Below are 15,636 nucleotides of genomic sequence, written 5' to 3'. Positions count from 1 at the left end.
AAGAATAAAGTATCATGACAAAAATACTAATGGTTTGCTTGGGTAATATCTGCCGATCTCCATTAGCACATGGCATTCTTGAATCTAAACTTTCTTCTGATAAATTTACGGTAGACTCTGCTGGTACAGGAGATTATCATATAGGGCAATTACCTGACCACCGTTCTATTGCTACAGCAAAAGCCAATGGCATCGATATTTCCGGTCAAAGGTGTAGACAATTTGAACGATCAGATTTTGACACGTATGATATTATTTATGTCATGGACCACTCCAATTATGACAATGTGGTGAAATTGGCAAGAAACTCAGATGATATCTCAAAGGTCCAGTTGATTCTAAAATATGTTTCCTCGTCTTCACAAGAGGTTCCTGATCCTTATTGGGGTACTTCTGAAGATTTTGATGAGGTCTTCACGCTTTTGAATGATGCTTGTGAAAACATAGCAAAAAATTTAACTCAGTGACTTTCTATTCATCGTCAATTTTTTTTGTAGCTTAGACTTAACTATTTAAAAACTAAGACTATGAAAAATATTATATTCCTTATTGGCTTTTTATGTGGTGTTAATAGCTTTGCTCAGGAAATCGAAATTGAGTTGTTTGTTTCGGGAGTTCCTAATCCAGTTAGTATTAAGCACGCGGGAGATTCTCGATTATTTATTGTGGATCTCCGTGGTCTCATCTACATCATCAATGAGGATGGTAAAGTCAACGACGCTCCCTTTTTAGATATCAAAGATAGGGTAAGTGATGCGCAAGATGAGCGCGGCCTGCTAGGTTTGGCTTTTCACCCCAATTACACCTCAAACGGTTATTTTTATGTTAATTATGTCAATGGAAATTTAGAAACCATCATTTCCAGGTTCACTAGCAGCACTGCAGATCCTTCAATGGCAGACCCAAATTCAGAACTCATTTTAATGATCATCCCACAACCTTACAGCAATCATAATGGTGGCGAATTGGTTTTTAATGCTGATGGACTGCTCTACATCGCACTTGGTGATGGCGGAGGTGATGGTGATCCCGATAAAAAAGCACAGAACCTCAATTCATTTTTAGGAAAGATTTTGAGAATAGATGTCGATAAACCAGAAGATGGGAAAAATTACGGCATTCCCGACACCAATCCCTATGTAGGCAACCCTGACGCTTTGGATGAAATTTGGGCATATGGGCTGAGAAATCCTTGGAAATTTTCTATTGATCACGTCACCAATGAACTTTGGATTGCAGATGTAGGACAGAGCAATTCCGAAGAAATCAATAACGTTTCTGCTACAGAAGGAGGCCTCAATTATGGATGGCCCTGTTACGAAGGAAACGAATTTTATACAGACATAGAATGCTCAGACGTTGACGCGTTAACGTATCCCATTACCGGATATTCACACATCAACAGTGGAGTTCCAAAATGCTCTATTACGGGGGGGTATAGATATAGAGGTGTAGCTCAGCCTAATTTTACAGGAATTTATTTTTTTGCTGATTTTTGCAGTTCTGAAATAGGAATGCTTACAGAAAAAGAAGGTGTATGGACCATGGCTTTTTCTGAAGCCTTTCAAGGGAATAACTGGACGACGTTTGGAGAAGATAACAAAGGCGAGTTATATATTGGCGCTATCAATTCAGGATCAATATACAAAATTAAAGACCCTAATTTACATATAGCGCAGTCCGACTTGCCTGATATGAAACTTTATCCAAATCCTGCTGGTGCAGAGCTTATTATAGATTTTGGAAGTAAAAATAACCCAATATCCAAATTGCATATTTACAACATTCAAGGACAACAAATAAAAACATTGGTTACCTTTGAAAGCCACTTGTCAAAAATTTCCACAGAGAACTTGGCTAAGGGCATGTATCTCATGGAGATTTATAATGCAGATGGACAGAAAACTACCCGAAAATTCGTCAAAAATTAATGGAAAACCAATTAGGTAAACTTTATTTAATCCCAACAGATTTAGGTGACAACCCTGTATGGGAGGTTTTGCCTATTTCAATAAAAAAAATAATAGATTTCACTGATGATTATATCGTGGAAAATGAGAAAACAGCGCGTCGCTTTATAAAACAGATCCATCCAGAAAAATCACAACCTTCTTTAAAGTTACTATTGCTCAACAAATTTACCGAAGACTCTGAGAAAGTATCGTTTTTAGACGCTTGTAAGGATGGAAAACCTATCGGCCTATTGTCAGAAGCGGGATGTCCTGCTGTTGCTGATCCTGGATCTGATATTGTAAAACTGGCGCATCAGAATAACATTCAAGTGGTGCCACTGGTTGGTCCATCTTCAATTATAATGGCATTAATGGGTTCAGGAATGAACGGACAAAGCTTTGCCTTTAACGGTTATTTGCCCATTGATAAACAGGAACGAAAATCAGAAATAAAACGTCTGGAAAAGCTGTCACAGGATCATAACCAGAGTCAGCTTTTTATTGAAACTCCCTATCGGAATAATAAAATGTTGGAAGATTTGTACGCTACCCTGCATCCACATACCAGAATTTGTGTAGCATGTGATCTTACATTGCCATCAGAATACATAAAAACCTATTCAGCTAACGATTGGCAGCATATCAAAGTAGACTTGCACAAACGCCCGGCCATTTTTATCATTCACAAAGACTGATTATAAATTGGCTTTAGCTTTTTGGTTGGGTTTTATGAAGGACGTATCATAACCTGAAAAACGCTTCATATAAGAAGAGATGGAAGTACCGTAAGCATCAGAGAAATTATATTCTCCGAAGCTTCTTAAAAATTTCTTCACACTTCCAGGCCCCGCCAAATGGGCAGCAGCAAGAATTCCAGATTCGGTAACGGTAATACCGTGGATTTCCTTACCCACAAAACGAGAAATGTCTTTCCTGAGGATCCATTTATTACGCTCAGAATTTGCCAAAAATGCCTTTTCTTGTAATTCCGGCGTGTACAAAAAGAATTGAGGATTGTAAACCCCCAATAGCTTTAAGGTTTCAGCACCAAACTGATATTTCCCTAAATACCCCAAATCGTTTACCGTAAAATAATTACCTTGAGACTCCTTAAAAGCGAGTGCTTCTCTGAACCCTAAGTATGATTTGCCCAAATACGGAAAGTATCTATCGTAACTTATATTGTGATCCATTGTTTCGTTGGTAGCCAAAAGTGCAATGTCTTCAGAAACTGTATAGTTTAATTCCAATCCTTCTGTGGAGAAGTTTGTCATATCCACCGTTTTTTCTGGAAAAAGTGCCGTCACTAAAATGACACAAATTGCAAAAGGGATGACAAAATAATTAGTGATCTTTTTTAACTATTTTTCCTAATTTTTTTTAAAGCCTTTAATCTTCAAAACAGACTTAAATTTCAGCCTGCAAAGATACCCCTATTTATTAAACCCTCAAAATTAATCGTTTAAGCTCTCTAAAAATAGATGCCGTGGAACTTTATGCCGTTTTTATCGGTAAACTCCAAAGCTGGAAAAGGCACTTTAATTACGTTCAAAACATCAAAAACGGATCTCAACACATGTGATTGTGTTTCAATGCGCGACAAATCTATATCCAAACTCAAATAGAACTGTCGTTTTCTGTTTTTACGGGCACTAAAGATGTTATCAGGCTCACTGTTAGCAAAGACCATGCCATCTGCTCCATAGCCTAGGGCTAGGTTCAACCATTTAGGAATATGGTCATATTTAATAAAGGAATGAACATTAAAACTGAGCCAATAGGTTTGGCCGTTGTAATCTTTTAAAACTTCTTCCAAAAATCCATCACCCAACTTATCAGGACGCAACCTTGCATATTTTGTTTGATGAAAGGAATATTTCAAGGTGATGCGCTGTTCTTCCCACAGCAAATCTTGTCCAATATAAAGTCCGGTTCCTGAAGCATTGGCAAGCATATCTCCCCAAGAAAAACCCCATTCTTTACTAAAACCATCAAAAACCTCAACGGCAGTTAAGAATGTAAAACCAAGCGTTGCCCCATAAAGCAGCTGTTCTTTTTTACTGGCGCCACTCCAATTTAAGGCGTTCGCCCCTACTTTTCCCAATTGGTAAGATGAAAACACATGGCCTATCTTATCCATCTGTAGCCATTCTTTACTATCATTTATCGTATGGAAGTCAGATTGTTCATAATCTGCATACCACAATTGGTGCAGTCCTATTAAGGTCAGACCGCCAATAGCAGCTTCAGAGATGTAAACCGAAGTTCTCCTTGACGTATTTAAGGTGTCACTAGGTTGGAGAAAACTTTCAAATTTTGATTGGGAAAAGGCCTGTGAGGCAAGGGTTAGGAGGACAATTAGAATGCATTTAAACCGGACCATTATTACCTATTTACACCTTGCTGATTGATCCAGCGTACATATTCCTGTCTATTGACATTATGCTGCGATAAGGTCTTTGCAAATTTATGATAGCCAAAGTTCTTTACATCGGCCACAAAGTAGAAATAATCGTGTTTTTCATAATTTAACACGGCGTCAATGGAGCTAATATCCGGCATGGCAATCAACCCCGGCGGCAATCCTGCATATTTGTAGGTGTTATAAGGCGAATCTATAACTAAGTCTTTATATAGAACACGTTTGATGATCTGGTCAAAATCACCTGACGTATGCTTGATGGCATAAATAACCGTCGGGTCGGCCTGAAGCGGCATGCCAATATTTATTCTATTCATGTATACGCCAGCCACTCTTTTACGCTCATCTACCTTGGCAGTTTCCTTTTGCACAATGGACGCCATGGTCATAACCTTCTCAGGAGTTAGCCCAATGGTTTTTGCTTTTGCCAAACGCTCAGCATTCCAAAACCGATTATATTCTTTGAGCATGCGTTCTCTAAACTGTTCTGCAGAGGTATTCCAGAAAAATTCGTAGCTATTCGGAATGTACATTCCCAAAGCTGTCTTATCTGAAAAATTATTCGCCTTTAAAAACTCAGGAGAAGACATGACTTTATACAGTTCTAAACTATCGGCTTCAATTTGGATAGAGACGCGTCCTGCCAAACGTTCTAACGATTCTTGGTTATTGAAAGACAGCTTGACCGGAATATTATTACTTCTGATAGAATTAACAATATCATTATTATTCATACCATTCTTAATGGCATATTTACCGGCTTTGATATTGGTTGTATACTTTTTACGTTTAGCAAGTGCATCAAACTTATCAATATCCTTTAGAAGAGGCTTTAATTGTTCTCTCACATCCTGATAATTGGAATTGGTAGGGATATACACATAAGCCTTATCATTATTAAAGGCTGTATTAGATACAAACATGGTTTGATAGATGGTGTATGATATGACGGCAGCCACAACTAAACCGATAAGCGCGATGGCAACAAAGATTTTTTTGAAATACATTTATTTATTGATAAGTTGGAAAAGGTATTCGTTTTTATAAGTTTTATTACTGAAAATCCAATCTTTTTTCAGCCCTATCATTTCAAATCCCTGATTGGTAAATAATTCAATGCTGGCTTGATTGTCTTCCGTAATGTTGCAATAGAGTTGATGGAGATTAAGATGTGTAAAGCTGTAGGCAATCAATAGCTGAAGGGCTTCCTTTCCATAACCCTGCTGTCTGTCTTCAAGCTCCTGAACCAAAATTCCAACCCCTGCACGACTGTTTTTAAAATCAAAATCAAACAGATCAATCATCCCCAAAGCTTTTCCCTGATAGTTTGAAATGATTAAACGTAACTGTTTCACCTCAAAAATATCCTTATGTGAATTTGACAAATACTGTTTCAGGATATAGTGCGAATATGGCACTTGGGTATTGCTCAGTTCCCAAATCCGTTCATCATTTTCAATACTGTGCAGAAAACTTAAATCTTCAGGCTCCAAAGCACGTAAATAAATTTGTTTTCCTTTTAAAGTCTCCATTATAGCTCTCCTTTAAACACCTGAACAGCAGGACCAGTTAACCAAATATTCTTATACCCTTGTCCTACTTTCTCAAAAGATACCACAAGCGTTCCGCCTTCGGTTTCGAGGGTGATCAGATTCTTATCAGTCTGCCCCATATAGTTCATGGCTAAAGCTACAGCGGTTACGCCAGTGCCGCAAGATAATGTTTCATCTTCAACACCGCGTTCATATGTTCTGACAGAAAAGACATCTTCTGAAATTTTGGAAACAAAGTTGACATTACTTCCTTCGGTATTATAAGGGGCTCCATATCTAATCTTGCTGCCTATGGCCTTAATATCGAGATTTCGCAAATCATCTTCCAGTTGCACGTGATGCGGCGATCCCGTGTTTAAAAAGACATGCGAATCAAATTTTTCCAGCACCTTCACGTCTTGCATTTGAAGTTTTACAGCTTCTTTCTCAACCTCAGCGTGATGCTTTCCATCAATAGCTTCAAAGGTTGTGGCGCTTTCAATGATACCGAGAAATTTCGCAAAGGCCACAATACATCTTCCGCCATTGCCACACATAGAACTCTGATTTCCATCTGCATTAAAGTAAACCATTTTAAAATCGACCTCACTATGGTTTTCAAGGAGGATCAAACCGTCTCCACCAATCCCGAATCGTCTATCACATAAAAACGCAACATGTCTGGCATCGTTTTTGTCAAATGTTAAGAGACGATTATCAATCATCACAAAATCATTTCCAGTTCCTTGATATTTGTAAAAGGTCTGTTTCATAAGTTTGGCAAATATAAGAAAACTTGATGGTTTTTTGGAGTGTTAAACCAGCGTTAAAGTTGGCGTTAAATATCGTTAAAAGAAGAATTGACACTCAATAAAAAATTATTTTTAATCGTTAACGATAGACATTCAAATTCACTTAATTTCATAAATCATTAGTAAACTATATTTAAAATGAAAAAAATTTTAACCCTAATTTTAGCATCTGCACTAGGTGGAGTCATGACACTCTCTACCTACAAATTGTTTCTAGAAGAACAAGATAGCCTTGTAACTGTTACCGACTCTGATTCTGCACTGTCTTATTTTCAAACAAGCAACAAGGCGGTAACAACTTATGGCAACATGACCGCTCCAGATTTCACGGTAGCTGCTGAGGATGCTGTTCATGCCGTGGTGCACGTTAAGAATACCACAATTAGCAAAGCGCCATTGACGCTACAAGATTTATATATGGGTAGAAGCCCAGAGCGCGCTCAAGTGGGCACAGGAAGTGGTGTGATCATTTCACCAGATGGCTATATTATTACCAATAACCACGTTATTAATGGATCTCAACAGCTTTCCATCACCTTAAATAATAATAAGATCTATAATGCTGAACTTATTGGGACCGATGAAAAAACCGATATCGCATTATTGAAAATTGACGCAGGAGACGATTTACCATTTGCAACATTTGGAGATTCAGATCAGGCCAAAGTTGGTGAGTGGGTACTGGCAGTAGGAAACCCTTTCAATTTAACCTCTACAGTAACTGCAGGAATTATTAGTGCCAAATCTAGAGATTTATCAGGTATCAACTCGCAGTCCTTTATACAGACAGATGCTGCCGTAAACCCAGGAAATTCAGGCGGTGCACTGGTCAATACACGTGGAGAGCTAATTGGCATCAATACGGCCATATCCTCACAAACTGGCTCTTACATAGGATATTCTTTTGCCGTACCTAGTAACATTGCGCGAAAAGTTGTTGAAGATATTATGGAGTTTGGCAATGTCCAAAACGGTATCTTGGGCGTTAGAGGTGGTGAACTGAATAGTAAATCTGCTGAGTCCTTTGAGGTAAATGCTACGCAAGGCTTTTATGTAAGCGAAATTGAAGAAGGCTCTGGAGCAGAAAAAGCGGGTATCAAGAAAGGAGATATCATCAAGAAAATTGATAATATTACCATTTCAAAATTCTCTGATTTGAGCGGTTATTTGAGCACAAAACGACCTAAAGATGTAGTTAATTTGATGGTCATAAGAAATGGATCCGAAAAGAACATCCCGGTAACCTTGTCTAAAAGCGAAATTCTCACCATAGAATTTTTAGAAATGCAACTGAGAAACATTCCTAATGATGTCAAAGAAAGCAGTAATATCAGCAATGGTGTCGCGGTTATCAAAAATGGAAACTATGCACTTTATAAGAATTTAGGAATCAACACAGGTTATATTATTACAGCAATCAACGATCAGACTATTAAAAATGTAGATGATGTAATGAAACTAAAACTTAAGTATGGGGACGCTTTGGAGGAGAACATCAAAAAACTATCTGTTATAACAAGTTCAGGACAAAAAGAAAGTTTTATTTTTAGGTAAGCTCCACCCACTTAGATAATTTAAACCCTTTGGCACAATACGTTTCCGAAGGGTTTTTTATTGAAGGAAAACTTTACGAAAACGATTGAAATATATTACTTTTGCACACCCGAAAGTTCGGGGGAGACAAACAACCACTCTGTTAATAACGCAGACACTAAATCTTTACATAATGAGTTTGAACGGAACTTATGAGAACGAATTGGCTTTTCAAGCAGATAGACGAAAGGCAACAGTTGAATTTATTAAAATAGTAAGCGACCTTTGGTATGACAAATCTATTGAGCTGGTATTATTTAGAAATCAGTTAATTGATAAGAATGTCAGTCAGATTCTAAATTTGCATGAATATGCAGGTGAATTTGTTCAAAAACCAATTTCAATTTTCGATTCCGTTGAAATTGCACAGGCCATCAAAACCCTAGATGTACCGCCTGCAAAATTAGATATTGGAAAACTTACGTATGAGTACCATTTGGAAGATCAAAAATATTCCAATGCCACCGCCTTTGTAGCTGACAAACTTAAAGGTGCTAGTAAGAATGACTCCATAAAACCTAAAGACGTTGTTCTTTACGGGTTTGGGAGGATTGGCAGATTGTTAGCTAGAGAATTGATGACCAAAACTGGTAAAGGCAGTCAAATGCGACTAAGAGCCATCGTCACCCGCGGGAAGATTGACCAAACCGTTTTAGAAAAGAGAGCCTCCTTGTTGCGTAACGATTCTGTACATGGTGACTTTTCTGGAACTGTAACTGCCGATTTGGAAAATAGTGCCCTAATAATTAATGGAACTACAGTGAATATCATTTCAGCCAATGCTCCTGAAGATATTGATTATACTGCATACGGAATTAAAGACGCGCTCGTGATTGACAATACAGGTGCCTTCAGGGATCATGAAGCGTTGAGCAGACACCTTAAATCAAAAGGTGTTAGTAAAGTGTTGTTAACAGCTCCCGCTAAAGGCATTCCCAACATTGTACACGGTGTGAATCATTTGGAGCACGATCCTGATAAAATTGATATATTTTCAGCAGCATCTTGCACAACAAATGCAATCACTCCAATATTGAAGGCCATTGAAGAGACATTGGGTGTGAAATATGGCCATCTGGAAACCATTCACGCGTATACCAATGATCAGAATTTAGTTGATAATTTTCACGACAAATACCGTCGTGGTCGCGCTGCAGGATTAAATATGGTGATTACTGAAACCGGTGCAGGAAGTGCCGTTGCAAAAGCATTGCCATCTCTGGAAGGTAAATTGACATCAAATGCTATTCGTGTCCCGGTTCCGAACGGCTCTTTGGCAATTTTGAATTTAGTATTGGAAAAACCAACATCAATCGATGGAATCAATAAAATCATGAAAAAGTACGCTTTAGAAGGCCATCTTGTAGAGCAAATAAAATATGAGTTGAGTGATGAGTTAGTGTCTAGCGATATTGTGGGCTGTTCAGCCCCCTCAATTTATGACAGTAAGGCCACGATTGTAAGACCTGATGGCAAAAATGCCATTCTGTACATTTGGTATGATAATGAATATGGCTATAGCCACCAAGTCATCCGATTGGCAAAATACATATCAAAAGTGAGACGTTATACATATTATTAATAAACCGAACATCTAAATTAAAACTTCAATCGTATATAAAATAGCCTCCTAAACGTGAGGCTATTTGTTTTAAATAGTAGCAACCATCTACATTTAATTTTTTATCTTGTCCGAAATTTAAACCTATCAGAAAATCAAATCGAATGTATTCTTTAAAAACACTAACCTTCACCCTTGTTTCATGCCTGATTTTTGTCGTTGTAAACGCGCAAGAAGCTGCAAACGATCAAGATGACACACTGTCCTTGACAGAAGGATCTATTGACAACCAGTTTGAATATGTGATTCAAAAATCTAACGACTACCAAGATTATAAAGTTGTAAAGAAAACTTGGCTTTATACTTTAAAATCCCATACTATAGATTCCTTAAAGGCAATCCAGAAGAATTTGTTGGACACGCAGGCCATTGTAAATAATCAGGCTACGGAAATCACCAGCTTAAAAAGCAACCTCTCTGAGACCAAATCCACGTTGACAGATACTAATGAAGAGAAGGATAATATGGCTTTGTTCGGGTTGCAGATGAGCAAAAGCAATTACAATGTATTAATGTGGAGTATTATTGGGGCATTGTTTGCATTATTGCTGTTCTTTATTTATAAATTTAGAAATAGTAATTCAGTGACCAAACTTGCAAAAGTAACTTTAGTCGAAACGGAAGAAGAATTTGAAGAACATCGCCGCACGGCCTTAGAGCGCGAACAAAAAGTAAGACGTCAACTGCAGGACGAAATCAATAAACAAAAAACTACAAAGTAATTTACGAAAAAATACTGCAATCAACCTTGCAGATTTTTTTATGCCAACTGAACACAAAAAACTGAGTACTTTTTTCGCATCTTTGCAGCGTAGATACAATACCATGCGCATAGATATTATTACCGTTTTACCAGAGTTACTTAAAAGCCCTTTTGAGGCTTCTATCTTGAAACGTGCCATTGAAGCAGGTTTAGTAGAAGTTCATTTTCATAACCTACGGGATTATACTACCGACAATTACAAATCTATTGATGACACGCAATTTGGCGGTGGCGCAGGAATGGTGATGATGATAGAACCTATTGACAAATGTATTTCTAAGTTGAAACAAGAACGTGACTATGATGACGTGATCTATATGACTCCTGATGGCAAAACGTTAAACCAAGGCATTGCCAATACCCTATCGTTAAAAGAAAATATTATTATCCTTTGTGGACATTATAAAGGCGTAGATCAACGTGTCAGAGATCTGCTTATCACCAAAGAGATTTCCATTGGAGATTACGTGCTTTCTGGTGGCGAATTGGGAGCAGCGGTGTTATGTGATGCTATAATAAGACTGATCCCTGGAGTTTTGGGAAATGAAACATCGGCACTTACAGATTCCTTTCAAGATAATTTACTGGCACCACCCATTTATACCAAACCACGGGAATATAAAGGCATGAAAGTTCCTGAAATTTTATTCACGGGTCATTTTGCCAATATTGAAAAGTGGCGTGAGGACCAAGCGTATCAGCACACAAAAGAGCGACGTCCTGATTTGTTAGAGGATTGAGTTAGTCTTCAGTTGGCAGTCTTCAGTCTTCGGTCTTCGGTCTTCCATCGACCAACTTAACATCAAACAACAAAAATTTTTTTTCATTCTTAATTGTTAATTATCAATTATTCATTACTTTTGCATCCACTTTCAGATTAACCTCTGGCGATCTCCGTGAATGTTGGTTTGGATCAATCTTAAAAATTAAAAAAATGAATTCTTTAGTAAGATTTGTACAAGACGAATTTGTAGAAAAAAAAGAATATCCTAAGTTCGGCGCTGGTGATACAATCACAGTGTACTACGAAATTAGAGAGGGCGAGAAGAAACGTACACAGTTCTTTAAAGGTGTCGTATTGCAACGCAAAGGTTCTGGTAGTTCAGAGACGTTTACAATCCGTAAAATGTCAGGGACAATTGGTGTTGAGCGTATTTTCCCAATCAACCTTCCTGCACTTCAAAAAATTGAAGTGAACAAAAAAGGTAAAGTGAGACGCGCACGTATTTACTACTTTAGAGGTCTTACTGGTAAAAAAGCAAGAATTAAAGAAAGAAGAGGATAGAATCCTTAAACATACAGTAAAAGAAGCCTTGAGATCATCAAGGCTTTTTTTTATGAACAAATGTTAATAACCTAAGTTCATAACCTGTTGGAAACTAATATCTTGAAATCCTTGGATTATAGGTCTATTTTTGTAAATTAGTAAAACGATTTGATAACAACCCCAGTGTTGGTTTCAACCTCAAAAATTGAACTTAATTTAAATCGCTTAAAGTAACGTTCTTTATAGATTGTTTTTTGAGGTTTTTTAAAGGTCACGTTCAAACGTGTACAGATAAAAAATCATGATACTTTAAAAAGTGCCACATGTTTAGGCAGGTTGTAACTAATAAAGTTGAAAGTTTCCAAAGATGGTAGCAACGAAAGTGAATACTAATGTAGGGAGCAATGTATTGGATTTTGTAAGTTGTGAAAGCGAATTGCAAAAGAGAATTCATCAAGAAAAACGTCAAACTGAAACATTTGACTAACAGTTCAATACATTTTGACAGTTAGAAAATGTTTTATTGAAGTAGTACATCTTGAATTGAAAAAGACGATTGTAAAATGTGAGTTTTAGTCGGCTAATTTAGCAGAAATGCTAATAAGATCATGTTACTATTTCAAAGAAAGCCATGTCAAGGTAGTTTAGCTACAATGATATGGCTTTTGTTTTTTAAATACATTCCGCTTAACTTTCCATTTACATTCCTTTATTACAACCAATGACACTACCCTTTATTGATTCGAAAGATTATAATACTACTGATTTTACAGAGAACCCACTTCAAAAAGCAGAATATGACAACTGCACGTTTACAAACTGCAACTTTACAGATGCTGATCTGTCGCACATCACTTTTGTAGAATGCCAATTTGATACCTGCAACTTCAGTAATGCCTCTTTAAAACATACTGTATTAAGACAAACAGATTTTATCGATTGCAAACTAATAGGACTTCAATTTCAGGATTGCAATCCATTTTTATTGTCCTTTACCTTTTCAAACTGCCAATTGCAATTCTCGTCATTTTACAAATTGAAACTCAAGAAAACCAAGTTCATCAACTGCAATCTAAATCATTCAAATGTCACGGAAGCAGATTTTACGGGTTCACTATTCGAAAACTGCGATTTTAAGCATGCCATATTTGAAAAAACAAATCTAAAAAATGCCAATTTGAGCTCTTCAGAAAACTTCAGTATACATCCGGAAAAAAATACGATCACAAAAGCCATATTTTCAAAAGAAAATGTCTTGGGATTGCTGCAGCAGTATCAAATTAGTATTGTTTAATTGCTTGCTTTTTGGCTTTATATGCTAATCTCAATTTTGTATATTTGCACAGCCTAATTTAGGGCGAATCCTTAAAAATTAAATTCACAGTACTATGGCAAAAACTTCCACTATCATTTACACAAAAACGGACGAAGCACCCGCATTGGCAACACGCTCGTTACTACCAATCATAAAATCATTTACGGCGTCATCAAACATTGACATTGTTTCTAAAGACATTTCTTTGGCAGCACGTATTTTAGCCGTTTTTCCTGATTTCTTAAAGGACGATCAAAGAGTACCAAATGCTTTGGCCGAATTGGGAGAACTTGCTAAAAACCCTGAAGCAAACATCATTAAATTGCCAAATATCAGTGCTTCCGTTCCACAACTTAAGGAAGCAATTGCTGAGTTGAGATCTCAAGGATTTAATGTCCCAAACTTTCCTGATGACATTAAAACAGAGGAAGATAAAGACATCAGATCACGTTATGATAAAATAAAAGGAAGTGCCGTCAATCCAGTACTCCGTGAAGGTAACTCAGACAGACGTGCCCCGAAGGCAGTAAAAAATTACGCCAAGAAAAATCCGCATTCTATGGGAGAATGGTCTCCTAATTCAAAAACTGAAGTAGCGACCATGGCTGAAGGGGATTTCTTTCATACTGAAAAATCTTTGACCCTATCAAAGGCAGATACTGTCAGCATAAAATTCATTGGAAAAGATGGCAACTCAAAGGTTTTAAAGGACAATTTAAAATTGCAGGATGGCGAAATTATTGATGCCTCAATAATGAGCAAAAAAGCACTAATTTCATTTTTAAAAGACACTGTAAAAGAAGCTAAAGATAAAGGCATTCTCTATTCCTTGCATTTAAAGGCGACTATGATGAAGGTGTCTGATCCTATCATATTTGGTCATGCGGTAGAAGTATTTTTTAATGATGTTTTTGATAAATACCATGATGAATTCAAGCAGATTGGTTTCAGCCCAAGTAACGGATTGGCAAATTTACATGACGAATTAAAAGAACTTCCTGATGCCAAACGCAAAGAAATAGAAGCTGCAATCGAAAAAGAAATTGCCACCGGTCCAGATTTAGCCATGGTAAATTCAGATAAAGGTATTACCAATCTTCATGTTCCAAGTGACGTTATTGTTGATGCGTCTATGCCAGCTATGATTAGAACATCAGGTAAAATGTGGAATGCCCAAGGTAAACCTGAAGATACATTAGCAGTTATTCCTGATAGTAGTTATGCAGGTCTATACCAAGCCACCATCGATTTCTGTAAAAAACATGGCGCTTTTGATCCCACTACAATGGGAACCGTTCCAAATGTTGGTCTGATGGCCCAGAAAGCAGAAGAATATGGCTCCCATGACAAAACTTTTGAAATGACCAATGACGGTAAAGTTGTTGTTGTCAATTCTGAAGGAAAGACACTCGTTGAACATGATGTTGAGAAGGGAGATATCTGGAGAATGTGTCAAGTTAAGGATGCGCCAATTGAGGATTGGGTAAAATTAGCGGTGTCAAGAGCGAAAGCAACACATACACCAACCATTTTCTGGTTAGATAAAAACAGAGCCCATGATGTGGAATTGATCAAAAAAGTAAATAAATACCTTCCAAATCATGATACGGCTGGCTTAGATATCAGAATCATGTCTCCTGTTGAAGCCACAACCTTTACCCTAGAGCGCATAAAAGATGGAAAAGACACCATCTCAGTAACAGGAAACGTATTGCGCGATTATTTAACAGACCTTTTTCCTATACTGGAATTGGGAACAAGTGCAAAAATGCTTTCCATCGTACCTCTAATGAATGGTGGTGGATTATTTGAAACAGGAGCTGGAGGTTCGGCTCCCAAGCACGTTGATCAACTTGTAGAGGAAAATCATTTGCGTTGGGATTCCTTAGGCGAATTCTTAGCCTTAGCCGTGTCTTTAGAGCATCTTGCTGAAAAGAATGATAACTCTAAAGCTCAAATTTTGGCAGACACGCTAGATGAGGCTACTGGAAAATTATTGGATAACGGAAAATCGCCCTCTCGCAAGTCTGGGGAATTGGACAACAGAGGCAGTCATTTTTATTTGGCACTGTATTGGGCTGAGGCTTTGGCTAACCAATCTTTAGACATCCAATTACAACAAGAGTTTAAAGTACTTGCTGAAGTATTAAAAACCAATGAAAATACTATTGTTAATGAGTTAAATGACGTGCAGGGTAAACCAGTTTCAATTGGTGGTTATTATAAACCCAATGAAGATCAGTTAAATAATGTTATGAGACCTAGTTCAACATTTAACGCCATTCTCAAAAATAAAGCAGAACACCTTTAAGAGATATTTCTTTATGTTTGTTTACAATTATTTAAAAATAATTAAACA

The 15,636-nt window shown here is 37.3% G+C and carries 15 protein-coding genes; 10 read left to right on the top strand and 5 right to left on the bottom strand.

Features of this window, described 5'->3' with window-relative positions:
• Positions 1-14: 14 nt before the first annotated feature.
• From A9996_RS05565 to A9996_RS05555, 3 genes are read left to right on the top strand one after another with little or no spacing between them, the layout of a single operon-like run.
• Positions 15-467 carry a low molecular weight protein-tyrosine-phosphatase gene (locus A9996_RS05565; protein ID WP_066432050.1) on the top strand — a complete coding sequence of 151 codons (453 nt, stop codon included), beginning with the start codon at positions 15-17 and terminating at the stop codon, positions 465-467.
• Positions 468-527: 60 nt separating this feature from the next.
• Positions 528-1,931 (top strand): PQQ-dependent sugar dehydrogenase, encoded by a 1,404-nt coding sequence (locus A9996_RS05560; RefSeq protein ID WP_066432048.1) that lies wholly within the window; start codon positions 528-530, stop codon positions 1,929-1,931.
• Positions 1,931-2,647: an SAM-dependent methyltransferase gene (locus tag A9996_RS05555; protein WP_066432044.1), complete on the top strand. Its 717-nt coding sequence runs from the start codon at positions 1,931-1,933 to the stop codon at positions 2,645-2,647. The genes A9996_RS05560 and A9996_RS05555 overlap by 1 nt, the downstream gene beginning before the upstream one ends.
• On the opposite strand, the gene A9996_RS05550 is transcribed toward A9996_RS05555, so the two are convergent.
• The 5 genes from A9996_RS05550 to dapF form a co-directional block, all read right to left on the bottom strand.
• Positions 2,648-3,226 carry a peptidoglycan-binding protein LysM gene (locus A9996_RS05550; protein WP_248912321.1) on the bottom strand — a complete coding sequence of 193 codons (579 nt, stop codon included), beginning with the start codon at positions 3,224-3,226 and terminating at the stop codon, positions 2,648-2,650.
• A gap of 197 nt (positions 3,227-3,423) precedes the next feature.
• Entirely contained in the window at positions 3,424-4,335 is a 912-nt protein-coding gene (locus A9996_RS05545; RefSeq protein ID WP_066432038.1) for a DUF2279 domain-containing protein, read from the bottom strand.
• A 2-nt stretch (positions 4,336-4,337) separates the two neighbouring features.
• Entirely contained in the window at positions 4,338-5,381 is a 1,044-nt protein-coding gene (gene mltG / locus A9996_RS05540; RefSeq protein ID WP_066432036.1) for an endolytic transglycosylase MltG, read from the bottom strand.
• Positions 5,382-5,906 carry a GNAT family N-acetyltransferase gene (locus A9996_RS05535; protein ID WP_066432029.1) on the bottom strand — a complete coding sequence of 175 codons (525 nt, stop codon included), beginning with the start codon at positions 5,904-5,906 and terminating at the stop codon, positions 5,382-5,384.
• Positions 5,906-6,679 (bottom strand): diaminopimelate epimerase, encoded by a 774-nt coding sequence (gene dapF / locus A9996_RS05530; RefSeq protein WP_066432028.1) that lies wholly within the window; start codon positions 6,677-6,679, stop codon positions 5,906-5,908. Before dapF ends, A9996_RS05535 begins: the two co-directional genes overlap by 1 nt.
• A 177-nt stretch (positions 6,680-6,856) precedes the next feature.
• On the opposite strand from dapF, the gene A9996_RS05525 reads away from it, so the two are divergent.
• The 7 genes from A9996_RS05525 to A9996_RS05495 all read left to right on the top strand — a co-directional run bounded on the left by A9996_RS05525 (position 6,857) and on the right by A9996_RS05495 (position 15,588).
• Positions 6,857-8,272, top strand: coding sequence for a trypsin-like peptidase domain-containing protein (locus tag A9996_RS05525; protein ID WP_066432025.1), 1,416 nt, complete (start codon positions 6,857-6,859; stop codon positions 8,270-8,272).
• A 172-nt stretch (positions 8,273-8,444) separates the two neighbouring features.
• On the top strand, positions 8,445-9,893 hold the full coding sequence (locus A9996_RS05520; RefSeq protein ID WP_066432023.1) for a glyceraldehyde-3-phosphate dehydrogenase: 1,449 nt from the start codon (positions 8,445-8,447) through the stop codon (positions 9,891-9,893).
• A gap of 143 nt (positions 9,894-10,036) precedes the next feature.
• Positions 10,037-10,654, top strand: coding sequence for a tRNA (guanine-N1)-methyltransferase (locus tag A9996_RS05515; RefSeq protein WP_066432021.1), 618 nt, complete (start codon positions 10,037-10,039; stop codon positions 10,652-10,654).
• Between the two features lie 103 nt (positions 10,655-10,757).
• Positions 10,758-11,435 (top strand): tRNA (guanosine(37)-N1)-methyltransferase TrmD, encoded by a 678-nt coding sequence (trmD, locus tag A9996_RS05510; RefSeq protein WP_066432203.1) that lies wholly within the window; start codon positions 10,758-10,760, stop codon positions 11,433-11,435.
• A 194-nt stretch (positions 11,436-11,629) separates the two neighbouring features.
• Positions 11,630-11,980 carry a 50S ribosomal protein L19 gene (gene rplS / locus A9996_RS05505; RefSeq protein WP_066432017.1) on the top strand — a complete coding sequence of 117 codons (351 nt, stop codon included), beginning with the start codon at positions 11,630-11,632 and terminating at the stop codon, positions 11,978-11,980.
• Positions 11,981-12,683: 703 nt separating this feature from the next.
• Positions 12,684-13,256: a pentapeptide repeat-containing protein gene (locus A9996_RS05500; protein WP_066432015.1), complete on the top strand. Its 573-nt coding sequence runs from the start codon at positions 12,684-12,686 to the stop codon at positions 13,254-13,256.
• Between the two features lie 94 nt (positions 13,257-13,350).
• Positions 13,351-15,588 carry an NADP-dependent isocitrate dehydrogenase gene (locus A9996_RS05495; protein ID WP_066432013.1) on the top strand — a complete coding sequence of 746 codons (2,238 nt, stop codon included), beginning with the start codon at positions 13,351-13,353 and terminating at the stop codon, positions 15,586-15,588.
• Positions 15,589-15,636: the final 48 nt, after the last annotated feature.

It is taken from the genome of Gelidibacter algens, from assembly GCF_001678675.1.
Taxonomy (GTDB): domain Bacteria; phylum Bacteroidota; class Bacteroidia; order Flavobacteriales; family Flavobacteriaceae; genus Gelidibacter; species Gelidibacter algens.
The sequence above is the reverse complement of the archived record's forward strand: the minus strand, read 5'-3'. Positions and strand labels throughout refer to the sequence as shown.